This is a genomic window from Bacillus kexueae, from assembly GCF_022809095.1.
GTDB classification, from domain to species: Bacteria; Bacillota; Bacilli; order Bacillales; family Aeribacillaceae; genus Bacillus_BZ; species Bacillus_BZ kexueae.
On record NZ_JALAZE010000001.1, the window covers coordinates 738,144 to 759,742 of the forward strand.

The 21,599-nt window shown below is 41.3% G+C and carries 19 protein-coding genes; 3 read left to right on the top strand and 16 right to left on the bottom strand.

The window, feature by feature from the left end:
* Positions 1 to 855: 855 nt before the first annotated feature.
* A complete protein-coding gene (gene lepB / locus ML543_RS03730) occupies positions 856 to 1,362 on the bottom strand; it encodes a signal peptidase I (protein ID WP_243385792.1) in 507 nt (168 codons plus the stop codon).
* A 12-nt stretch (positions 1,363 to 1,374) separates the two neighbouring features.
* On the bottom strand, positions 1,375 to 1,995 hold the full coding sequence (locus ML543_RS03735) for a TVP38/TMEM64 family protein (protein WP_243385793.1): 621 nt from the start codon (positions 1,993 to 1,995) through the stop codon (positions 1,375 to 1,377).
* A gap of 155 nt (positions 1,996 to 2,150) precedes the next feature.
* On the opposite strand from ML543_RS03735, the gene ML543_RS03740 reads away from it, so the two are divergent.
* Positions 2,151 to 2,519 (top strand): YhjD family protein, encoded by a 369-nt coding sequence (locus ML543_RS03740; protein WP_243385794.1) that lies wholly within the window; start codon positions 2,151 to 2,153, stop codon positions 2,517 to 2,519.
* Positions 2,520 to 2,571: 52 nt separating this feature from the next.
* On the opposite strand, the gene ML543_RS03745 is transcribed toward ML543_RS03740, so the two are convergent.
* Together ML543_RS03745 and ML543_RS03750 are read right to left on the bottom strand one after the other, a co-directional pair.
* Complete coding sequence (locus ML543_RS03745; protein WP_243385795.1) at positions 2,572 to 4,197, bottom strand: M4 family metallopeptidase; 1,626 nt, start codon at positions 4,195 to 4,197, stop codon at positions 2,572 to 2,574.
* A 387-nt stretch (positions 4,198 to 4,584) separates the two neighbouring features.
* Positions 4,585 to 5,166 (bottom strand): competence protein ComK, encoded by a 582-nt coding sequence (locus ML543_RS03750; protein WP_243385796.1) that lies wholly within the window; start codon positions 5,164 to 5,166, stop codon positions 4,585 to 4,587.
* A gap of 239 nt (positions 5,167 to 5,405) precedes the next feature.
* Between ML543_RS03750 and ML543_RS03755 the strand changes: the two genes are divergently transcribed.
* Positions 5,406 to 5,633 carry an IDEAL domain-containing protein gene (locus tag ML543_RS03755; RefSeq protein ID WP_243385797.1) on the top strand — a complete coding sequence of 76 codons (228 nt, stop codon included), beginning with the start codon at positions 5,406 to 5,408 and terminating at the stop codon, positions 5,631 to 5,633.
* A gap of 304 nt (positions 5,634 to 5,937) precedes the next feature.
* On the opposite strand, the gene aceA is transcribed toward ML543_RS03755, so the two are convergent.
* The 6 genes from aceA to ML543_RS03785 form a co-directional block, all read right to left on the bottom strand.
* Positions 5,938 to 7,218 (bottom strand): isocitrate lyase, encoded by a 1,281-nt coding sequence (aceA, locus tag ML543_RS03760; RefSeq protein ID WP_243385798.1) that lies wholly within the window; start codon positions 7,216 to 7,218, stop codon positions 5,938 to 5,940.
* 18 nt (positions 7,219 to 7,236) lie between these two features.
* Positions 7,237 to 8,823, bottom strand: a complete 1,587-nt coding sequence (aceB, locus tag ML543_RS03765) for a malate synthase A (RefSeq protein WP_243385799.1) — start codon at positions 8,821 to 8,823, stop codon at positions 7,237 to 7,239.
* Positions 8,824 to 9,436: 613 nt separating this feature from the next.
* On the bottom strand, positions 9,437 to 10,696 hold the full coding sequence (locus ML543_RS03770; RefSeq protein ID WP_243385800.1) for a M48 family metallopeptidase: 1,260 nt from the start codon (positions 10,694 to 10,696) through the stop codon (positions 9,437 to 9,439).
* A gap of 106 nt (positions 10,697 to 10,802) precedes the next feature.
* The gene (locus ML543_RS03775; RefSeq protein WP_243385801.1) at positions 10,803 to 11,108 is read right to left on the bottom strand and encodes an AzlD domain-containing protein; all 306 of its coding nucleotides are present in this window, start codon (positions 11,106 to 11,108) and stop codon (positions 10,803 to 10,805) included.
* Positions 11,101 to 11,829 (bottom strand): AzlC family ABC transporter permease, encoded by a 729-nt coding sequence (locus tag ML543_RS03780; RefSeq protein ID WP_243385802.1) that lies wholly within the window; start codon positions 11,827 to 11,829, stop codon positions 11,101 to 11,103. Before ML543_RS03780 ends, ML543_RS03775 begins: the two co-directional genes overlap by 8 nt.
* Before the next feature lie 16 nt (positions 11,830 to 11,845).
* Entirely contained in the window at positions 11,846 to 12,403 is a 558-nt protein-coding gene (locus ML543_RS03785) for a helix-turn-helix domain-containing protein (protein ID WP_243385803.1), read from the bottom strand.
* A gap of 170 nt (positions 12,404 to 12,573) precedes the next feature.
* Between ML543_RS03785 and ML543_RS03790 the strand changes: the two genes are divergently transcribed.
* Positions 12,574 to 13,851, top strand: a complete 1,278-nt coding sequence (locus tag ML543_RS03790) for an ATP-binding protein (RefSeq protein WP_243385804.1) — start codon at positions 12,574 to 12,576, stop codon at positions 13,849 to 13,851.
* Between the two features lie 49 nt (positions 13,852 to 13,900).
* On the opposite strand, the gene ML543_RS03795 is transcribed toward ML543_RS03790, so the two are convergent.
* The 6 genes from ML543_RS03795 to ML543_RS03820 form a co-directional block, all read right to left on the bottom strand.
* The gene (locus tag ML543_RS03795) at positions 13,901 to 14,689 is read right to left on the bottom strand and encodes an ABC transporter ATP-binding protein (RefSeq protein ID WP_243385935.1); all 789 of its coding nucleotides are present in this window, start codon (positions 14,687 to 14,689) and stop codon (positions 13,901 to 13,903) included.
* On the bottom strand, positions 14,682 to 15,653 hold the full coding sequence (locus tag ML543_RS03800) for an ABC transporter permease (RefSeq protein WP_243385805.1): 972 nt from the start codon (positions 15,651 to 15,653) through the stop codon (positions 14,682 to 14,684). Before ML543_RS03800 ends, ML543_RS03795 begins: the two co-directional genes overlap by 8 nt.
* A 68-nt stretch (positions 15,654 to 15,721) precedes the next feature.
* Positions 15,722 to 16,729 (bottom strand): ABC transporter substrate-binding protein, encoded by a 1,008-nt coding sequence (locus ML543_RS03805; RefSeq protein ID WP_243385806.1) that lies wholly within the window; start codon positions 16,727 to 16,729, stop codon positions 15,722 to 15,724.
* A 1,010-nt stretch (positions 16,730 to 17,739) separates the two neighbouring features.
* A complete protein-coding gene (locus tag ML543_RS03810) occupies positions 17,740 to 19,287 on the bottom strand; it encodes a fatty acid--CoA ligase family protein (RefSeq protein WP_279326527.1) in 1,548 nt (515 codons plus the stop codon).
* A 147-nt stretch (positions 19,288 to 19,434) separates the two neighbouring features.
* Positions 19,435 to 20,196: a MerR family transcriptional regulator gene (locus tag ML543_RS03815; protein ID WP_243385937.1), complete on the bottom strand. Its 762-nt coding sequence runs from the start codon at positions 20,194 to 20,196 to the stop codon at positions 19,435 to 19,437.
* Between the two features lie 401 nt (positions 20,197 to 20,597).
* Complete coding sequence (locus tag ML543_RS03820) at positions 20,598 to 21,587, bottom strand: lipoate--protein ligase (RefSeq protein ID WP_243385807.1); 990 nt, start codon at positions 21,585 to 21,587, stop codon at positions 20,598 to 20,600.
* Positions 21,588 to 21,599: the final 12 nt, after the last annotated feature.

Consider the following 21,599-nt stretch of genomic DNA (forward strand, 5'->3'; position numbering starts at 1 on the left):
CGTGCAATCGTTTGCATAAATCTATCATAACAAGTTTTCAAAAAAATTCAACGCTCTTTTTGAAAGTTTTGTCAAAAAATTATTTGATAACGGATGGTACGCATTTCTATAAAGGCCATCGGAAGTGGCACTCTGCTCGGGTTCTACTTCCCTAGGCGCGGGGTACTGCCCTCTATGCGCGGCTTCGGCTTCTCTATGCGCGCTATCCTTTCTCCTATGCGCGCATTCCTCTCCCCTATGCGCGGCTGACTCACCTCTATGCGCGGACTCCTCTCCCCTATGCACGACTGACTCACCTCTATGCGCGGACTCCTCTCCCCTATGCGCGGGGCCTTCTCTCCTATGCGCGACTTCCTCTCCCCTATGCGCGCATTCCTCTCCCCTATGCGCGGGCTCCTTTCTCCTATGCGCGACTTCCTACCCTCTATGCGCGGGCTCCTCTCCCCTATGCGCGACTTCCTACCCTCTATGCGCGGGCTCCTCTCCCCTATGCGCGACTTCCTTTCCCCTATGCGCGGCTGACTCACCTCTATGCGCGCATTCCTCTCCCCTATGCGCGGCTGACTCACCTCTATGCGCGCATTCCTCTCCCCTATGCGCGACTTCCTTTCCCCTATGCGCGGCTGACTCACCTCTATGCGCGCATTCCTCTCCCCTATGCGCGACTTCCTACCCTCTTTGCGCGCATTCCTCTCCCCTATGCGCGGGCTCCTCTTCCCTATGCGCGCATTCCTACCCTCTATGCGCGGACTCCTCCCCCCTATGCGCGGATCCTATCCTCTATTCATGACTTCTGCTCCCCTTTTCGGAATTCTTCCCAACAAAAAAACAGTCCAACTTCAACTGTGGACTGTTTTATTTCGGGTTTACTTTTCCGATGATGTGTTTTGTTTTGACGAAGCCAAAGTGTCGACTGTCCCGGCTGTTTAGTCTGTTGTCTCCGATGACAAAGACGGCGTCTTCTGGAACTTGCTTTACTCCGGTTACTTCTTCAAGTGTAAAATCCCCGGTTTGTGTTTGGTTAAAGATTTCGTTTTCTTGCTTCGGCAAAAATGGTTCGTTCACTTTTTGATTATTTATATAGAGGTGATTGCCCTTGTATTGGATTTCATCTCCAGGCAGTCCGATGACGCGCTTGACGAGGACTTCGTTTTCTTCTGGAAGTTGAAACACGACAATATCAAACCGGTCAATGTCGTGAAACCAATAGCTCCATTTGTTTATGGAAAAATATTCGCCTTCGGGTAAGGTCGGTTGCATTGAGTTTCCATCGACTTTGTATTCGGCAAAGACCATATTTTTTAAAATTCCTATAATCACAACGGAAGTGAGGATGGCAGCGACAATGAGATGTTTTTTCACGAACTCACCTTCTTAACCCGTTTTTTTATTCCGTTCTGCAAGTGAAACGTTTAATCTTGATTCAATCCGTTTTCCGATAAACCATAAAATGATGACGACGGCGATTACGACAACTGTTCGAAACGGTTGCTCAACAAGTGCTCGCAAGTCATGACCGATGTAACTCATCATAAAAATCATGACGGCTTTCCCGCAAATGGCAGCAAGCATAAACTGCCAAACATTAATGCGTGAAAGACCAGCTACAACATTAATAGCAGCAGATGGGGTGAAGGGAAAGCAAAGCATAATAAATAACGGGCCAAAGCCATGCCTTTCCACCCAATTCATCATACGTCTAACCTTCTCATGCCTACTTAAAAAACGAAAGAATCGCTCTTGACCAAATTTTCTAACAAGCAAAAAGACAATGACAGAACCCGTTACTGTGCCGATCCACGAAAACAAGGACCCAAACCAAAGACCGAACGAATTCGCATTGGCAATTACGAATAGGAAAAGAGGTAAAAATGGTAAAAATGATTCGAGCATAGGAAGGACGATTCCTGCCAATGGTCCTAATGCTCGGTATTCTTCAAATAATGCTTCAATATCTTCTAACTCGATTGACAACAAAAAATCGATAAAATCCATGAATTTTTAAACTCCTCAAATTTTTGCAGCTTCTCCTATCATTGTACACGTTTTGACGTAAGTTTAAAATAAATTCACTTGTACACACTTGAAAAAAAAGGGTAATTTCAGTACAATAAATACGAACAAACGTTCTGTAAAGTGAGGGAACAGCGATGAATCGTATTCCGGAATCGATTCGTGATGTGATTGAACAATCCATTTACTTACCGATGACAATCACCGTATTAAATTTAGACTTACAAGTGGTGGAAAAAAGCCCTTTTAAATTAAAGAAACCTTATATACATGTCATAGAGGAAGCCTTGAAGTTAGCGCAAAAAGATTTAGCGGAAGCGAAAAGAAGTTTACGGAAATGGAATGTCAAAGTATTAAGAAGAGAACAAGATGAAGCGTTTACTTTATACAGCTTTTTCTATAAAGGCTACGAAGAACAACACAATTACTTTAACCCACGAATTCGAAATAAAGTCTCTGAGCTAATCGAACACTACTTATTCGAAGCAAAAAAACCGTCAACCTAAAACTCTCCATATTAAGAAAGAGCTGACACCACTCGTGTCAGCTCCCAATTTCTTAATATACGCCTACTTGGTCCCAAGCGCTGGCAACTGCGTTAGCCGTGCTTGTCCCATATAAATCTTGTGCAGATTGGATGAGGGCTTGTCTTGCATCTGAGAAGTCACTGTTTGGCGTTAAATAAACCGTTAGTGCGCGGTAATAAATTTGCTCTGCTTTTTGAATTCCAATGCTGTTGATTGTGTGGTAAGCCGCTTTATTCGGGATTCCACTGTTGATGTGGACACCACCCCAGTCACCTTCTTTAGTTACAGGAAGGTTTTGATAGTCATCCATATGATCTGGCTGACCATATTGCGTTGGATTGGATAAGCTTCGTAGCGCATCGCCCGGTGTTCCTGGAGTATAGATATCTTCTCCAATTAACCAATCAGTAGGATCTGAGAAGTATCCGAACACATCAGAAAACGATTCATTTAAAGCTCCAGGCTGACGCTCGTACACTAGGTCCGCTGTCGTATCTGTTACAGCATGCGTTAATTCATGTGCTACTACATCTTTCGAACCAGATAAATACGTAAATAAAGAGCCATCTCCATCACCATAAATCATTTGGTTCCCAACCCATGCCGCATTATTGTAATTAGATCCGTAATGAACCGTTGACCAAATGTCAGAACCTTGGTTGTCATAGCTTACGCGACCAAACTTGTTGTAAAAATAATCGAAAATTTCACCTGCGTAATAATGGGCATCAACCGCTGCCTTTTGCCACTCAGCAGAGAAATAGTTATTGCTGTCTGTTACATAGTAGCCTGGTAAACTACTTCCGTTATTAGCATCGAAAGTTTCGATTTGACCAGCCATTGGTTTTGTTGTGTCGTATAAGTAATATTGGTTGTTATAATAATACGTATTTAATGATTTCGTATCGCCTAGCACACCAATTCCTGAACCAGTAGTAGCTGCTTCGTGCACTTTGTTTTGCGATTTAATAACTTCACCTGTTTCAGCGTTCACCCAAATTTGCCAGTTCGCTGGATAAGGCTGAATGAATTGAAGTTGCACATGGTATGCAAGTGTGTATTGCTCATCTTCATGAAGCACGACTAAGTCTGCTAATTCCGTTAACGTACTTTTTTGTTTTCCTTCAGCAGTCTCCACCTTTTGATTCGCATCTTTTTGTTTCACACCGATATGCTTCCAAGCCTTATCAATTGCTTTTTTGGCATGAATGTTTTTCTTTTCTTTCACTTTGTCCGGTGCATTTGGATGGAATTCACCGTTCACCGCAACGATCTTTCCTTCTTTATCCGTGTGAACGAGTACCACTGACTGATCGATCGGGATATTTTGAATGACAGGTTGATAGACATATCGCTTCATGCCTAAGTCATCTGTCGTTACTTCAACAAATTTCAGCTTCGTTTTCGGATTCATTTTGAAGAGCTCATGATTCTCTTCAAAGAATTTTTCAATATCCTGCTTCGTTAATACTTTTGCATCGGAAACATTCCCTCTAACGAATGAAGGAACCTTTACCTTTCCTTGCTTGTCCATGACCATTTCTGCCTGCTGCTTTACTTTTAATTCCGGTGTCTCTGCAAATGCAGACACAGCTCCCGACGTTAGCAATGCAGCACTTAACGTTACAGCTCCAAAACCTTTTTTCCAGTTTCTCATACTCCCTAAAATCTCTCCTTTTCAACAAATTGTGATTTGCACAACCAAAACACTATCACAATTATCTGATTTTTTGTAATTTTAAGAATAAAAAAGGAAAAAAGGTCCAACAATTTCAAAGCCCAATTTTTGGCATGCATTTTCTCCTACATAGTCCTAATTTACGAGACATATCGACACCCACCACAACTAGAAACCTATACAACTTCACAAAAAGGTTCAGAAAAATAAAACGGATTTCATATGTACACTCAAATATCCAGGATTATTGACCATATAAAAAAAGCATTTAGCCTAGGGAAATTTTTCATTTACACCCAGTGCCAAATGCTCGGCTTTGTTACTATATTACTATATAAATTCCAAAAAAATTTAGTAGATAAACTCTTATTTAATCCCTTTTCGAAACTCTCGAATAATTTGTTCATATAACATCGACTTTTGTCCATCATGAAACAACATCAAATTAAGTTTCCGCTGTTCTTCCTCAATTCTTGAAGTCACCACTGTTCTCAATTGAGCTGTGCGATAAAACTGATTGCTAAAAGAATTGAAAGATACGTCTACCGTTATGCTTGTCCCATTCATGAATTGGATGGATGTTCGATTGTTTTCTACCTTTTGAAAGTTTGTAATATGGGAATGTGACAACCATGCGCATTGGGGTTTTGTTGGTGAAGTTGTAGGAAAGAAGTAAATGGAATTCGAAGGATCGATAACAATCGGGGGCTTGTGTGTAATGCCAATTAACTCCTTCGTTCCAACCCTTCTTCCTTGAAAGCTCGAACCGTAATAACGGCAGCTATGGTCAATGACATAGGAAGGTCGTTTCGAAACGATTTTTTCTTCTTTAAGCCCAATCATGTGCGTATAAATGTTTTCCGGTTGGAGCATTGGCAACAGGGCCATCGTCTCTCCATTAATAATGAAGCGATCAACATGCTGGATATCAGCTCGATTAAAATTCATTGACACCCACTCCTTCAGGCATAGATTTTACCTTAAATGTACCACCAACATCTTCCATATTCCTATATATTTTTCGTGATTGAAAATAAACTTTTACAATATTTACAAAATAGTAATAAATACCCTCAAACCCGCACGATTTAGTACCTACCCCTAAATTTTCTAAAAATTATAAAAATTTGTTGATTTTTTCAGTTTTTCGCCATATAATAAAAAAAAGGCATCAGGGGTGATGTTCCATGAAAGAACGCAAGTCGTATACAGAGATGATGAAGGAAAAGTCGTTAAAAGGGCATTCTGAGGAGTATATGACAAATGTCATAATTCAAATGATTTTGGATGAAGCGGTGTTTAACTACAAAAAGCTTCAATTAGAAGAAAAGATTAATGAGGCGCTCGATCAATTTGACAAAGAACGGTTCCTAAAGCTTTCGGCAGAATACGCAGAGCTTATGAGATATGCATAAGGACCAGGCCAACTGATATTCATTAGTTGGCTTCCGGTCTGCTTTTGGTGACATGATCATCGATCTGTCGCTCTTCCTTTCACGTAAGAAAAGCGCAAGTCCTTATTCGAAGGGCGCTGGAGGACCTGCGAGGAGGCTTCCGTCGCCACAGCAGGGCCGAAGCGACCCGAACTGATGGCGCTTTTCGCTAGACACCAAAAAAAACGGTACAGGGATACTTTAACACTTTATTGAATTTAAACTTTCTGTAACAATTAAATAGAGCCAATCCCGATTCGGATTGGCTCCCCTGTGTGCGCTGTTATTAACTTGTAAATTGTTCGGTTTCGGTTGACCCTTTTAATGCGGTTGTGGAGGACGTTCCACCACTAATGACTTGCGCGACTTCATCGAAATACCCCGTGCCAACCTCGCGTTGATGACGTGTAGCAGTGTATCCGTACGTTTCAGAACTGAATTCTGCTTGTTGAAGCTCGGAATAGGCCGCCATTCCGGCTTCTTTGTATTTACGGGCAAGTTCAAACATACTGTAGTTTAATGCATGGAAGCCCGCTAAAGTAACGAATTGGAATTTATAACCGAATTTCGCGATTTCTTTTTGGAAGTTGGCGATTGTTTGATCATCGAGCTTCTTCTTCCAGTTAAATGACGGCGAACAATTGTAAGCAAGTAGTTTGCCAGGGAACTTTTCGTGAATCGCTTCAGCGAATTGACGCGCTTGCTCAAGGTTCGGCTCAGACGTCTCGCACCATATTAAGTCGGCATAAGGTGCGTACGCTAACCCTCTAGCAATCGCTTGGTCAAGCCCTGCCTTCGTTCGATAGAAACCTTCCGGCGTGCGCTCGCCTGTAATAAACGGTCGGTCTCGCTCATCGATGTCACTCGTAATTAAATCTGCCGCGTCTGCATCTGTTCGAGCAATAATTACGGTTGGGACCCCCATCACATCAGCTGCAAGTCTTGCGGACACTAAATTCCGAATCGCCGTTTGCGTTGGAAGCAACACTTTTCCACCTAGATGACCACATTTTTTCTCCGACGATAGCTGGTCTTCGAAATGAACGGCCGCTGCTCCTGACTCAATCATACCTTTCATTAATTCAAATACATTTAATTGCCCGCCAAATCCCGCTTCTGCATCCGCCACGATTGGAACGAAGAAATCGATATCCTCCCGCCCCTCCATATGGTGAATTTGATCGGCACGTTGCAGCGCTTGGTTGATTCGTTTTACGACGTGCGGAACACTGTTAGCTGGATATAAGCTTTGGTCCGGGTACATTTGACCAGCTAAATTGGCATCGGCTGCCACTTGCCATCCACTTAAATAAATTGCTTTTAAACCAGCCTTTACTTGTTGAACTGCTTGATTTCCCGTCAACGCCCCGAGCGCATGAATGTAATCCTCAGTATGCAAGCCATTCCAAAACTTTTCCGCTCCCCGTTTCGCTAATGTATATTCAATATCGATTGAGCCCCGTAATTTGATTACTTCTTCTGCTGAATAAGGTCGTGTAACCCCTTTCCATCTTTCATCCATTTCCCAGCTTTCTTGTAACGCTTTTACTCTTTCTTCATTTCTCATATTAATCTCCCTTTCTATTTAAAGTTTTTCATAGCCTGGTAATGTTAAAAAGTCGGCAAACTCATCAGAACGAACGAGTTCATCAAATAATTGCACCGCTTCGTCAAAACGATTGGCGTTGTATGCATCTTCTCCGATTTCTCGTAAAATCTTTTCCACTTCTTCTTCCTTCATTGCTCCATATAGCTCAAACGTTACTTTACGCCCATCCTCCAAGACACCTTTTGGATGACGAATCCATTGCCATACTTGTGCTCTAGAGATTTCGGCCGTTGCCGCATCTTCCATTAAGTGATGAATCGGGGCAGCCCCTCTTCCACTTAACCAAGAGGCAATGTAACGAATGCCTACTTCAATGTTTGTGCGCAATCCTTTTTCCGTAATCGTTCCATTTGGCACTTCTAGCAATTGGTCAGATGTAATCGTCAAGTCTTCTAATTTTTTATCAATCTGATTGCTTGTCGGCATATATCGGTCGAATACTTCTTTTGCTACTGGAACTAGCCCTGGGTGGGCAACCCACGTTCCATCATGCCCATCCTTTGCTTCTCTTTCTTTATCTTGGCGAACTTTTTCGAATGCTGCTTCGTTCTTTTTCGGATCATTCTTTACCGGTATTTGAGCTGCCATCCCGCCGATAGCGGGTGCTTGTCGCTTATGACACGTTTGAATGACTAAACGGGAATAAGCTCTCATAAATGGAACGGTCATCGTCACTTGTGAGCGATCTGGTAATATGACATCGTCATGCTCACGCATCTTTTTCAAGTAGCTAAAAATATAGTCCCATCGCCCACAATTTAAACCAGCAGAATGCTCTTTTAATTCGTACAAAATCTCATCCATCTCAAAAGCGGCTAAAATCGTTTCAATGAGCACCGTTGCTTTAATCGTTCCTCGTGTAATTCCGAGCTCATCTTGTGCAAAGCAAAATACTTCATTCCACCATCTCGCCTCTAAATGACTCTCTAATTTCGGTAAGTAAAAGTAAGGTCCGCTCCCTTTTTCAATCAATGTTTTGGCATTATGGAAGAAATATAAGCCGAAATCCATTAAACAACCGGACATTCTTTTTCCATCTATGAAAATATGTTTCTCTTCCAAATGAATTCCACGCGGCCGAACGATGAGGGTTGCGATCTTATCTTGTAAGCGATAGACTTTGCCACTCTCGTTATCAAACTGAATCGTTCGATTGACAGCATCCCGTAAGTTGATTTGTCCATCGACGACATTTTCCCACGTTGGCGCGGTGGCATCTTCAAAACATGCCATAAACAATTGCGCACCCGAATTTAACGCATTGATGACCATTTTTCGGTCAACGGGTCCCGTAATTTCTACTCGACGGTCTTCTAAATCTTTTGGTAGTGGTGCAATGGTCCAGTTCCCTTCCCGAATAAACGTCGTCTCTTCTAAAAAGGATGGCTTCTCTCCTTTATTGAGACGTTTTTGCTTTTCCTCCCGTATTTTTAACAGTTCTCGTCTACGAGATCCAAAGGCACGCTCAAGTTTAGCGATAAAGTTGAGAGCTTCGGGTGTTAATATTGCTTCGTACGCATCCTTCATCGGACCGACGATTTGAATATTCGTCGTCGTTTCCATCTCCATCCACCTTTCTTTCGTTGTTATAATACAGATTATTAATCTTTGATATTAATATATAACAGAAGATTAGGAAATGAAATACTTTTTAGAAAATTTAACCTATTTGATTTCTTATCGACTTTCATAAGTTTTCGTTAAGACCTCTTCTACTACAAGATTATTGTGTTTACCTATCAGTTTTTCACTCTGGATCAACTTGACTAGAGAATAGGGCGACATCCACACTGAGAAAAGGAAAACAGTAAATGATACGAGCAGATATTAACTAATTGCCAGCCGTTAGGTTCCTTTGTAACTACAACAATCTATGTGAATACAGACAATAAGAAACATACATGATTTTACACTCACACCCCGGACATGAAAATTTATTCTCCCCGGGGTTTCCTTTCTACCATCTACCTATCATGATTGCTCATTCAGCTCATAGGTAATTTTTATTTTCACAGAAAAAGCGCATAGCGCAGGGCCGAAGCGACCCGAGCTGCTAGTGCTTGGAGCTAGACACCAAAAAACGGTAAAGAGAATCCTTTAACACTTTATTGAACTTAAACTTTCTGTAACAATAAAAAAAGAGTCCATTAAATTGGACTCTTAGGTTAAAACGTGTTTATTCTGTTTCCTCTTGTTGTTGAATATAGATGATTCGTTCCATCAAAGTCGGGTGGCCATAGCGAAAGATTTTGACTAGAGCTGGCGGGTTCACTTCACTTAGTCCGTATTTGGACAGATGTTGGAATGTTTGAACCGCAGCATCAGCATCCTCTGTCATCTCGATCGCATATAAGTCCGCTTTCTTCTCTTGAACACGGGACACCATATTCGTAAGAGGACTTGATGCAAACGAAAGCATTCCGATAATCATGAGTAACAATGGCAATGAAGCGAGGTCACGAATACTCTTCACTTGCAGTCGAGGTCCCCATTTACGAACGGCAACGTCCATAATTCGACTGATGAGGAACAAGCCCACAAATGAAAGGACTAAATACCCGCCAACGCCAATATAAATATGCTTCATAACATAATGTCCCATCTCATGCGCCATGATAAATAAAATTTCATCTTCGTCCAGTTTTTGTAGTGTTGTATCCCATAACACGATGCGTGAATTCGATCCGATCCCAGTTACGTACGCATTTAAAGCATTCGTTTTTGAAGACATATTGACTTCGTATACATGTTCAGCTGGGATATTTGCTTCATCGGCAAGGGACAAAATTTTCTCTTCCAATTGTTTGTCCGTCAACGGATAAAAATCATTATATAACGGATCAATAACGACCGGCTGTATAAACATGAGAAATAATGTAAACGGAACGGATAATAGCCATGCATACAGCCACCAACGTTTTTGAAACTTCCGAATTAAAGCATACAAGACGATGACAACAATCGCCATGATTAAGTAATTGACAAGAAAGTCTGTCACTTCATCGCGAATCCACCCAGAGGCTGATTGGGTCGTAATTTGATAATCTTTTGAAACTTGGTAACTAAACCATTCAAGCGGCAAGGTGACAACTGTCACCAATAACGAAAGCCAAAAGAAGTATAGCGCACTTTGAACGAATGAAATCTTCGTTGCACTTTCCGCCCACTGTTGAAACTTTTTAGACAACCCAATGCAAAGGATGACAAAGAAAATAAACCATTCAAGCGGAATGGATAAGAAGAATAAGAAGTTTTTGATTCGGGAGTAATCTTGTGATAAAAGAATTTCCCTTCCATTCATAAATGTATTCGGGTCAACAGCTGTCCCCTTTAACTCATGTGGTATGACTGAATTGGAAAAATAAAATAAATACCAGTAGATGAATAAACCATATAAAAAATATAAGACGACCGATGCCGTGAGCCATTTTCTCATGAACTGTTCCCTCCTGTCGTAGACTCTCTTTAACAGTTTAGTTCAATGCTTGTCATTCTAGAACAACTAGTCCAGAGAAAATAGATTTTTTATCTATAAAATTCCACTAAAATAGGAGGCTGTATATACATAATACACCGATCGATGTTAAGACGACGACTATGGCATTCGCTCCAAAGTAAGCTACGACCGCTGCAGTTATCGCCCCAATTACCCCAAACATGATGTCTTCTTGTATAAAGAAGACTGCGGGAACGATTAACGCGCCCAATGTTGCAAACGGTACATTTCGCAACACATTTTGCCAAAATGAAGGCAGTTCAATGTTTTGAAAAACGAGAAACGGAAGCATTCGAGGAATATAAGTCACCACTGCCATCCCGAAAATAATCAGCATCATTTCTTTACTCACTGTCAGTCTCTCCTTCCTTCAACCGTGTCCAAAGAATCTCAACGAAAATGGAAGATAAAAGAGTTGAAGCAACGATGGCCCATCCAGCTGAAAGCAAATTGGTTAAAACGAAAACAGAGTTTAATACAGCGGCAAAAGCAGCTAACACAAACACTTTACGCTGTCGTTTCATTGAAGGTACAAGTAAACCAATGAATAGGGCATACAGGGCAATCGCCATGCTTTCTTGAAGAACGACTGGAAGACGAACGCCGACAAGGTGCCCCACTCCAGAGTTAATTACCCAGCTCGCATACGAAACAACGATAATGCCCCCTAAATAAGAAGCGGACACATCGCCCTTTTTCACCGATGCGACCGTGAAAGTTTCATCAGTAATACCGAAGCTGTAAAAAAATCGTGCCAGTTTTGAAGAAGGTTCCATCTTTTCATTCAGTGATGCCGACATTAAAAAGTGCCGTATATTCACAATGAACGTTGTCAAAATAATTTCAAACGCTCCAACACTAGCAGCTAAAAAGCTTAACGAAATGTATTGCGATGCGCCGGCAAAAACAAACATACTCATAAAAATCGTTTCCATTAACGTTAGGCCTGTTTGTTCTGCTAATAACCCGAAAGTTAAGGCGACAGGAAAATAACCGATAGCAATGGTTAATCCAGCCTGTAACCCAAGACGAAACTCCGATTTCCCCTTCATTGATACAGTTTGCGTATACATTGATTGAACTCCTTTCCTACAATTCTGGATAATAAATCATGACGGTAAGCTTGACCATTGAATCACTCTTGTTTTCGTATGCATGAGGAACATCCGCAGGAAACCGAACCGCTTGCCCCTTAGAAAGACGATACTCAACATCATTAACTGAAAGGACTAGCTCCCCGCTTTCAACGACTATGTATTCCTCGACCCCTTTCATATGAGCTTCTGCTTTATGAATATAAAGCGAGTCGATCGTAACGGTATACATTTCAAATTGTTTGCCCGGTTCAAACGGAAAGACCGAATACACTTTATAGGCTCCATTTTCATCAACAACTGGATGTTGATTTTGAGCATTTACAACCGTTACTGACTGCTCCTCTTCTTTCATTAAGGAAGAAAAAGAAATTTTAAGCCCTTTCGCAATTTTCCACAATGTGGAGACCGTTGGGTTGGATTCGTTCCGCTCTATCTGACCGAGCATCGCTTTACTGACTCCCGTTAATTCAGCAGTTTTTTCTAAACTTAACCCTTTTTCTTTACGAATTTTCAATAAATTTTTGGCAATTGTTTTTTGTACAACATCCATCTACCTCACCCCTATAGATTCCATCATAACATACAAAAAGATGCTATAACATCCATCAAGTGCAAAAAATTGTTAAAGATAAGGAGGTAATAGGTACGCTCATCGGAAAACTTGTGATATGATGTGATACGGAATACTTCATTCATCTTGTATGTTATAGGAGTTATCACATGTTACTCGATCTTTTAAAGCCTTTAATCGTGAATTATATGATCATTATCTCATTTACGGTCAGTATTAATTTATTTTTTCCTTTTAAACGAAACAAGCCTACAAGTTTAAGAGAAAAATGGATTTATTCGATCATTGGCTCCATCGCAGCCATTTTGTGTATGTTTTATCCTATTGAGGTATTGTGGGATACGAATTTTGATTTACGAATGGTCATCATCGTTGCACTCACCTTATATCGAGGATTTTGGGTCGGGTTTCTCACGTTTTCATTTGTGTCCGTTGTACGCTATCTTATCGGCGGTCAATTTTTCATACCTGGCATTCTTATTAACTTTATCGCCTTTTTGGCCGCAATGCTGTTTAGACAACGTTTTATTCATGGCCATCATCAATTTCGAGTCTTAATTATGATTTTCTCGGTCTTTACGACCCTATCGATCTTGACTCTTGAATGGTTTGTACCTGCCTTAGACAGATACTTTTATTTAATCTATTTCTCGGTCTTTTTATCCTCATTAATTGCACTCATATATACCATTGAGAAATTAATGAGCATTAACCAACAAATTGATGAAACGGTTTATATTGAGAATTTAAAGACCGTGAGCCATATGGCTGCGGCATTTGCCCATGAAATTCGAAATCCGTTAACAACTGTTCGTGGGTTTGTTCAATACTTGAGCTCCAATAATCGACACGAAGAGCTCCCTCAATATTCACAGTTAATTATTGATGAGCTCGACCGTACAAACGAAATCATTTCGGATTTCTTATCCTTAACGAAGCCAGGCGATTCAGTACGGGAAAAAGTAATTGTTGAAAAAGTGATTCAAGATACCGTGAACTTAATGAAACCGACAGCCCAACTAAAGAACATTCAGATGGTCGCCCAACTCTCGAAAGCGCATCAAGTAAACGTTGATGGAAAATTGTTAAAACAGGCTTTGTTAAATATATTAAAAAACGCAATAGAAGCGATTGAAAATAAACAAATGGGTTCCGATGGACGGATTTACATTACGACGCTTTCTTTATCCAATCAAAAAGTTGCCATTCTCATTGAGGATAATGGCATCGGCTTAACAGAAGAGGAATTAAAGCGCATCGGACTTCCTTATTACACAACAAAATCAAAAGGAACCGGGTTAGGAACACTTATTATGAACAAATTAATCCGAGACCTCGGTGGAACGGTCCATTACTATAGTCAAAAAAATCAATGGACGAGAGTAGAAATTACCTTTCCACTTGCACCGGAAAAGGATGCTGAATAACATGAAAAGGTCACAGGAATTGATCCTGCGACCTTTTTTCATTTCCTTGCTAGCCAAGTAAAGTACGATCCGATACAGTACCATTAATTTTTGCGAATTCTTCCATTAACTGCGGAATGGTTAACGCGCTTTTTTCTTTTTCTTTCGCTTGGAATATGATACTTCCGCGATTCATCATTATCAGACGGTTTCCTAAATCAATGGCTTGTTGCATGTTATGAGTAATCATTATCGTCGTTAACTGATATTCTTCAATAAACTGCTTTGTTAGACGAAGAATTACTTCTGCCCGAGCAGGGTCCAGCGCAGCTGTATGCTCGTCTAGCAACAATACTTTCGGTTTCGTAAACGTTGCCATTAAGAGGGAAAGTGCTTGCCGTTCGCCTCCTGAAAGAAGGCCCACTTTTGCCCCTAAACGATTTTCAAGTCCTAAGCCAAGCATAGATAGCTGCTCTTTAAACATTTCTCTTCGCTTATTGGATACACCTTTAATCAATTTTCGTGGATGAACTCGTCCGTAAGCAATGGCTAAGTTCTCTTCGATGGTTAGAGTAGGAGCCGTTCCCGCAAGTGGATTTTGAAATACACGCCCAATGAAACGTGCCCGCTTGTATTCCGGCATTGTTGTCATATTTTTTCCATCAATCCACACTTCCCCATCATCGGGAATGAGCTTTCCTGCGATGATGTTTAATAAAGTGGATTTCCCGGCACCGTTACTCCCAATGACTGTAATGAAGTCACCGTTATTCACAGACAAATCCACCTGATTTAATGCAATCTTTTCATCGACAGATCCTTCATTAAAAACTTTATAAATCCCGTTTAATTCAAGCAATTTCTTCACCACGCTTTTTCGCCAAAACTTCTTTCCGTCTTTCAAGCTTCTTTTTTCGCTCCCGCTTTCGGTCGAGAAATCTCGGCACGATTAATGACAATATGACAATGCACGCCGTAATCAACTTTAAATCGCCCGTTTCAAAGAAATTAAAACGAAGCGCAAACGCCACGATTAAGCGATACAAAATAGCACCGATAATGACCGCTAACGTTGCACGGATAATCGTTTTATTCCCGACAACCGCTTCACCAATGATGACCGAAGCAAGACCGATAATAATCATTCCAATTCCCATACCAATGTCACTAAAGCCGTTGTATTGCGCAATTAACGCACCTGATAAAGCAACGAGCGCATTGGATAGTCCAAGTCCTACCATTTTCAACCCATCTGTATTAGCTGAGAAGCTTTGAATCATTTCAACGTTATCACCAACTGCTCGTAATGCTAAACCAACTTCTGTTTTCAAAAAAGAATCGAGCAGCCATTTCAATACTATTACGAGAAGTAACATGGATAAAATGACCGTCCATGTTCGAGGAGAAAACGAAAACATGGATTCCAACGTTTGGTCGAACGAGGCAAATTGAGTTGATAGTTTTGTAAACAGCGTTTCCTCCGATAAGAGAGGTACGTTGGATCTCCCCATGATTCGGAGATTAATGGAATACAGTGCAATCATCATTAAAATCCCCGAAAGAAGAGGATTAATATTCCCTTTCGTATGAAGCAATCCTGTAAATAGTCCTGCAACAAAGCCAGCGAGCATAGCGACTACAGTGGCGATGATCGGATGAAATCCATTGACAATCAGGATTGCACAAACCGCCGCACCCGTCACAAAACTCCCGTCAACAGTCAAATCAGGAAAATCTAATATACGAAACGTTAAATAAACACCAAGCGCCATTATGGCATATATAAGACCAGACTCTAAAGAACCAAAAATTGCAATGGACATGACGACACCCTTCCACAAAAAAGATCGGGCCCCAACATTGGCTTTTTCCAATGTCGGACCCATGTATGTTATTGACTTACAAGCTCACCTTCTGTTCTCCACTCATCTAAAATCTCCACACTCATCTCTTCTGCTGCCTTTTCATTGATTAATAGTTTTAAGTTTTGCGGATACTGTACCGGTAATTCAGACGGAGCTTTTTCTCCTTTTAAAATTTGCGCGGCCATCACACCTGCTTCATAGCCAATGTCGTAGTATTCAAAGCCGTATGCAGCAAATCCACCACGGCGAACCGAATCAAGCTCACCAACAAATAGCGGAATGTCTTGCTCTGATGCGACAGAAATCACGGATTCTAACGCAGAAACTACCGTATTATCAGTAATGATGTAAATGCTATCAACTTTTCCAATTAAAGACTCCGCCGCTTGCTTTACCTCCGCTGAAGTTGAGACAGATGCTTCTACAACTTCTAAATCGGTCCCATCCATCGCCTTTTTCACTAACTCAATTTGCGCAACAGAGTTTTGCTCACCAGAGTTATAAATCATCCCGACTTTCTTTCCATCCACATATTGGTCGATAAACTGAACAGTATTTGGAATCGCATCTGGATGCGTATCGGTTGTCCCTGTAACATTTCCACCTGGATTATTCATATCCGCAACTAATTCAGCTCCAACCGGATCTGTAACAGATGTAAAGACAATTGGAATTTCTTTCGTCGCATTCGCCGCTGCAAGCGCACTCGGCGTAGAATTCGCAAAAATTAAATCAACTTGATCCCCAACAAAATTAGTGGCAATCGTTTGGTTATTGGACTGATCACCTTGTGCAATTTGTACATCAAACTCAACTTGTAACCCCTCATCTTCTAGTGCCTTTTGAAACCCTTCATACGCAGCATCTAAAGATGGATGCTCAACAATTTGAGTCACACCTACTTTATAAGTTTTCTCTCCACTCGCTTCTTCATCATTGGAACTTGTTGTCCCCGATTCGCTTGTCCCACAACCCGCAAGTAAAAGCCCTGCACCGAAAAGCATGCTTCCGATGAACCCCATTCGCCTTTTCATTATTGGCCCCCCTTTTTATGTACTACCTATGGAAATAAATTATACCTAGAAATTATCCAATTTCAAGTATTTTCTGAAGATTTTCACAACCTTTATTGATTTTATCCAAAAAAGCGTTTATCCACTACTATTTTAAAATATTAAAGTATTTTTGAGATTTGGCCACTTTAAGCAAGGCGCACCTGCTGTTTAGGGACGATTAGGGAGAGAAGTCACATTCATTGTAATTGCGATGAACGCTGTTGAAACAAAAGCCTCTTGGACTTCTAACGCTCTCTTATGTTTATGAGCGGGTAGCCTTTGACTATGCGCGGATTTGGCTTCCCTATGCGCGCGGTATTCTCTCTTATGCGCGGCGTCCTCTCCCTATGCGCGCAATCTACTCCCCTATGCGCGACTTCCTACCCCCTATGCGCGACTTCCTACCCCCTATGCGCGACTTCCTCCCCCCTATGCGCGACTTCCACTCCTCTATGCGCGCAGTCTACTCCTCCTATGCGCGCAGTCTACTCCTCCTATGCGTGCAGTCCTACTCCCTATGCGCACACTCCTACTCCCTATGCGCGCACTCCTACTCCCTATGCGCGACTTCCGCTCCTCTATGCGCGCATTCCTATTCCCTATGCGCGCACTCCTATTCCCTATGCGCGGCGTCCTCTACTCTATGCGCGACTTCCGCTCCTCTATGAGCGGCGTCCTCTACTCTATGCGCGACTTCGCCCCCTCTATGCGCGCATTCCTATTCCCTATGCGCGGCGTCCTCTACTCTATGCGCGACTTCCGCTCCTCTATGCGCGCACTCCTACTCCCTATGCGCGCACTCCTACTCCCTATGCGCGGCGTCCTCTACTCTATGCGCGACTTCCGCTCCTCTATGAGCGGCGTCCTCTACTCTATGCGCGGAGTCAGCTCTTCTATGCGCGCGCGTCCTCTACCTTTGCGCATCCTTAGATTCCCAATTAAATTAAAAAGAGCATAACACCTTGTAGATGTTATGCTCAACTAGGTTTTTATTGTTTAATGAGTTGTTCTTTTAATGCACGTCGTAGAATTTTTCCTGTTGTGTTTTTCGGTAGTTCGTCTAGGAATTCGACGGAGCTTGGAATTTTATATTTGGCAAGGTGTTCACGGCAATAGGCAATGATGTCTTCTTCTTTTATGTCTTTTGAGTTTGTTACGATGTAGCTTTTTACCGTTTCACCGAACTCCGGATCTGGAACTCCTACAACGGCTGCTTCTACTATGTTCGGGTGATTGTAGAGGACTTCTTCGACTTCCCTTGGGTAGACGTTGTAGCCGCCAACGAGTATTAAATCTTTTTTCCGATCGACGATGTAGAAGTAGCCTTCTTCATCCTGTTTTGCTAAATCTCCTGTATAAAGCCAACCATTTCGGATGGTGTGGGCGGTTTCTTCTTCCATTTTATAATATCCTTTCATGACGTTTGGTCCTTTAACGATGAGTTCACCCACTTCACCAGGAGCTACTTCCTCACCGAGTTCGTTGACGACTTTGTTTTCGACGTGCCAGATGCTCGTCCCAATCGAGCCAGGCTTGCGTGCGCGATCGAGCGGATTGAAGCATGTTACGGGTGAAGCTTCGGATAGCCCGTATCCTTCTGAGATGACAACATTAAATTTGTTCTCAAATCCATGTAAGAGTGCAACTGGCATGGACGCACCACCTGAAATACAAAGGCGCAATGTATGTAAATCTTGTGGATCTCCATCTTCATATTGAAGCAAGAAATTATACATGGTCGGAACACCAGCAAATACAGTTGCGTTATATTTTTTAGTGAGTCGGAAAATTTCCGCTGGACTGAACTTCGGAACAACAATGACGGTTGCCCCAGTCATTAGAGGTGCATTCAGCGCGACGGTTAAACAGAATACATGAAACATTGGAAGTGTTGCGATGATTCGGTCTGATTCGCTCATTTGTAAGTAGCTGCCTACATCCATCGCATTGCTAAAGATGTTCCGATGAGTGAGCATCGCACCTTTTGGTTTACCTGTTGTCCCCGATGTATATAAAATCACTGCTGTCTCGTCTTCTTGTAAAGTAGGACCATCATATGAAGAAGATCCTCTTTCTATTAATCTTGTAAACGGTTCCAATTTACCGATGAGTGAAGGAAATTGATCATAGTCAAATTCATCATTGGATGTAGGACATGAAATGATATGCTCAATCTTCGGTAGTCTTTCACTCATTTTAGCAAATAAAGGAACAAGTTTATCAAGTGCAACTACAAGTTTGACATCTCCATTATTTAAAATATAGCCGATTTCACTAGGTGTATAAATGGGATTGACTGGTATGACTGTAGCTCCTGTTTTTAAGGCGCCGTAAAGAGAGATGATGTAATGTGGTGAGTTTCCTAGAAGAAGTGCAACGTGATCCCCTTTTTGGATTCCTAATTTCGTTAGCGAGTCTGCGAAGCGATTAATGGATTGTTCAAGTTCTCCATATGTAAATGATTGATCCCCGAAAATATAGGCAATCCTTCTCGGGTCTTCTTGTGTCATTTTCGACAACTGTTCTACAATATTCAAATTCTCCCACCCCTTAAAAAATGAATGAATGACCATTCACTATATTTTAAAATATTCTAAATATATTATATTGAAAGAAAATAATGAATACAAGGGTTATCTCGATTAAAAAAGGAAATGAGGGAACCCCCTCATTCCCTACCGTACTTATTGTTGCAAATCGCAGTAATGATGCATCGCTTTTTGTAAAAATGCAGCTAAACCTTCCTTGTAGCGGTCAATGTTTTTCGTAAACCGCACATCGGTTACGTATAAATCAGCCAGTCCTCTAAAAATATCGACCGTACAGTCATAAAAATACGTGGAAAATAGCATTCTTAGCTCGTGTACAGCTTTTTGCACTTCCGCATCCGCATGGCCATTGTCCATTCGAGAAATGATTCGCTTATAAATGTCTTCCCATTGAGACATGATGTTTGCCCAGTCTTGTTCATTGTATCCGTTCGTTTTCCGCTCAACTTTTTCGACCATTTCTTTTCCGTATTTTTGCTTAGTTTCATCGGCGTATTTCTTTTGATGTGCTTTAATTTCTTCCATGTTAAACCCCGTAAACAACTCTTTTCCTTCCATTTTCCTTTCTCCTTCCAATGATTGAATGGTTCGTTCAACGGTTTCAATCATGATCTCCAACCGTTTTTTCTTCTTCACGAGCCATTCTCGTTGTTGATTTAAAGCCTGTTTTCGATCAAAGTCCGGACGATCGATAATATCTTTAATTTGTTGAAGTGTAAATCCTAATTCTTTGAAAAATAAGATTTGCTGCAGCCGTTCGAGGTTTTCATCGGTATAAAGACGGTAACCAGCTTCTGTAATCATCGTTGGCTTTAATAAATCAATATGGTCATAATGATGAAGTGTGCGCACACTTACTCCGGCCATTTCTGCAACTTCTTTAATTTTATACATGATGACCACCTCCCTCTTTATGTTAGAGTATGACGTTACGTAAGGGTCAACACTCTTTTTTTAATCCCATTCTTTTTCTACTAAGAAAAGCGCAAAGCGCAAGTCCTTAGGCGAAGGGCGCTTTAGGACCTGTGAGGAGGCTTCCGTCGCCACAGCAGGGCCGAACTGATGGCGCTTGGAGCTAGACACCAAAAAAACTGTGTAGAGAATACTTTAACACTTTGTTGAACTTAAACTTTCTGTAACAAGTAAAAAAGGTGTTGGCGATTATAACCAACACCTTTCACACATAATTTACTTTCAGCGGGGAGGCAATTGAATCTCCTTGGCAATCGTCTAAGGGGTCTCGACCTTTCCTCAACATCCCGCAAGTGCGAATAACTACAATTTTTTCGAATAACACCTTATAAAATAAACGCAATAAACTCGCTTCGTTCAATATTTCCGAAGTAATGCTTTAAATCAATATTTTTTAGAGCTTCATCAATAGATACACGGTCGTATCGAACATCCTTTAATTGTTCCTCAATATCTGCTACATCTCCTACTCCAAAAAAGTCACCATAAATTTTACACTGTCGAATGATGCCTTTTTTCACTTCTAGACGAATATCAACTTGCCCAACCGGGAAACGATGCGAATGTTGAACGTTAAAGGAAGGAGATTTTCCGTAATTCCAATCCCAATTTTGGTAACGTTCTTTTGAGATTTCGTGAATTTTCTTCCAATCGTCTTCAGTTAACGTGTAGCGAGGGATTTCGTCTTTTCCATCAAAAATGTACGATAAAAGCATTTCTTTGAATTGCTCCATCGATAGCGGCTCATTTAAAAACTCACGAATATTAGCGACACGACTACGAATCGATTTAATGCCCTTGGACTCAATCTTTTCTTTCTTCACATTTAAGGCTGAAACGACATGCTCAATTTCAGAGTCGAATAATAACGTTCCGTGGGAAAACATTCTCCCTTTCGTCGAGAACTGGGCGTTTCCAGAGATTTTACGACCGTTGGCGAGAATGTCATTTCGACCGCTTAATTCAGCAGGTACACCTAACTTTTGTAACGCTTTTACGACTGGATCGGTGAACTTCTTAAAATTGTGAAAGCTGTCCCCATCGTCTTTTGTGAGAAAGCTAAAATTTAAGTTTCCTAAATCGTGGTACACAGCACCGCCACCAGATAGACGACGGATGACATGGATGCCGTTTTCCTCGACGTAATCTGCATTAATCTCTTCAACCGTGTTTTGATTTTTGCCAATGATAATAGACGGCTCATTAATATAAAACAGCAAATATGTATTGCTTGGATCTAGATGCTTCAAAGCATATTCTTCAATGGCTAGATTGATTCGTGGATCTGTGATGTTTTCGTTGTCGATAAAAATCAAGTTGTTCTCCTC

Coding starts and splice junctions, on each gene's coding strand:
- ML543_RS03735 (WP_243385793.1), bottom strand. CDS start 1,995: ATGGATTTTATCGATTTTTTGTTGTCAATCGAGTTAGAAGATATTGAA.
- ML543_RS03740 (WP_243385794.1), top strand. CDS start 2,151: ATGAATCGTATTCCGGAATCGATTCGTGATGTGATTGAACAATCCATT.
- ML543_RS03745 (WP_243385795.1), bottom strand. CDS start 4,197: ATGAGAAACTGGAAAAAAGGTTTTGGAGCTGTAACGTTAAGTGCTGCA.
- ML543_RS03750 (WP_243385796.1), bottom strand. CDS start 5,166: ATGAATTTTAATCGAGCTGATATCCAGCATGTTGATCGCTTCATTATT.
- ML543_RS03755 (WP_243385797.1), top strand. CDS start 5,406: ATGAAAGAACGCAAGTCGTATACAGAGATGATGAAGGAAAAGTCGTTA.
- aceA (WP_243385798.1), bottom strand. CDS start 7,218: ATGAGAAATGAAGAAAGAGTAAAAGCGTTACAAGAAAGCTGGGAAATG.
- aceB (WP_243385799.1), bottom strand. CDS start 8,823: ATGGAAACGACGACGAATATTCAAATCGTCGGTCCGATGAAGGATGCG.
- ML543_RS03770 (WP_243385800.1), bottom strand. CDS start 10,696: ATGAGAAAATGGCTCACGGCATCGGTCGTCTTATATTTTTTATATGGT.
- ML543_RS03780 (WP_243385802.1), bottom strand. CDS start 11,829: ATGTATACGCAAACTGTATCAATGAAGGGGAAATCGGAGTTTCGTCTT.
- ML543_RS03785 (WP_243385803.1), bottom strand. CDS start 12,403: ATGGATGTTGTACAAAAAACAATTGCCAAAAATTTATTGAAAATTCGT.
- ML543_RS03790 (WP_243385804.1), top strand. CDS start 12,574: ATGTTACTCGATCTTTTAAAGCCTTTAATCGTGAATTATATGATCATT.
- ML543_RS03800 (WP_243385805.1), bottom strand. CDS start 15,653: ATGTCCATTGCAATTTTTGGTTCTTTAGAGTCTGGTCTTATATATGCC.
- ML543_RS03805 (WP_243385806.1), bottom strand. CDS start 16,729: ATGAAAAGGCGAATGGGGTTCATCGGAAGCATGCTTTTCGGTGCAGGG.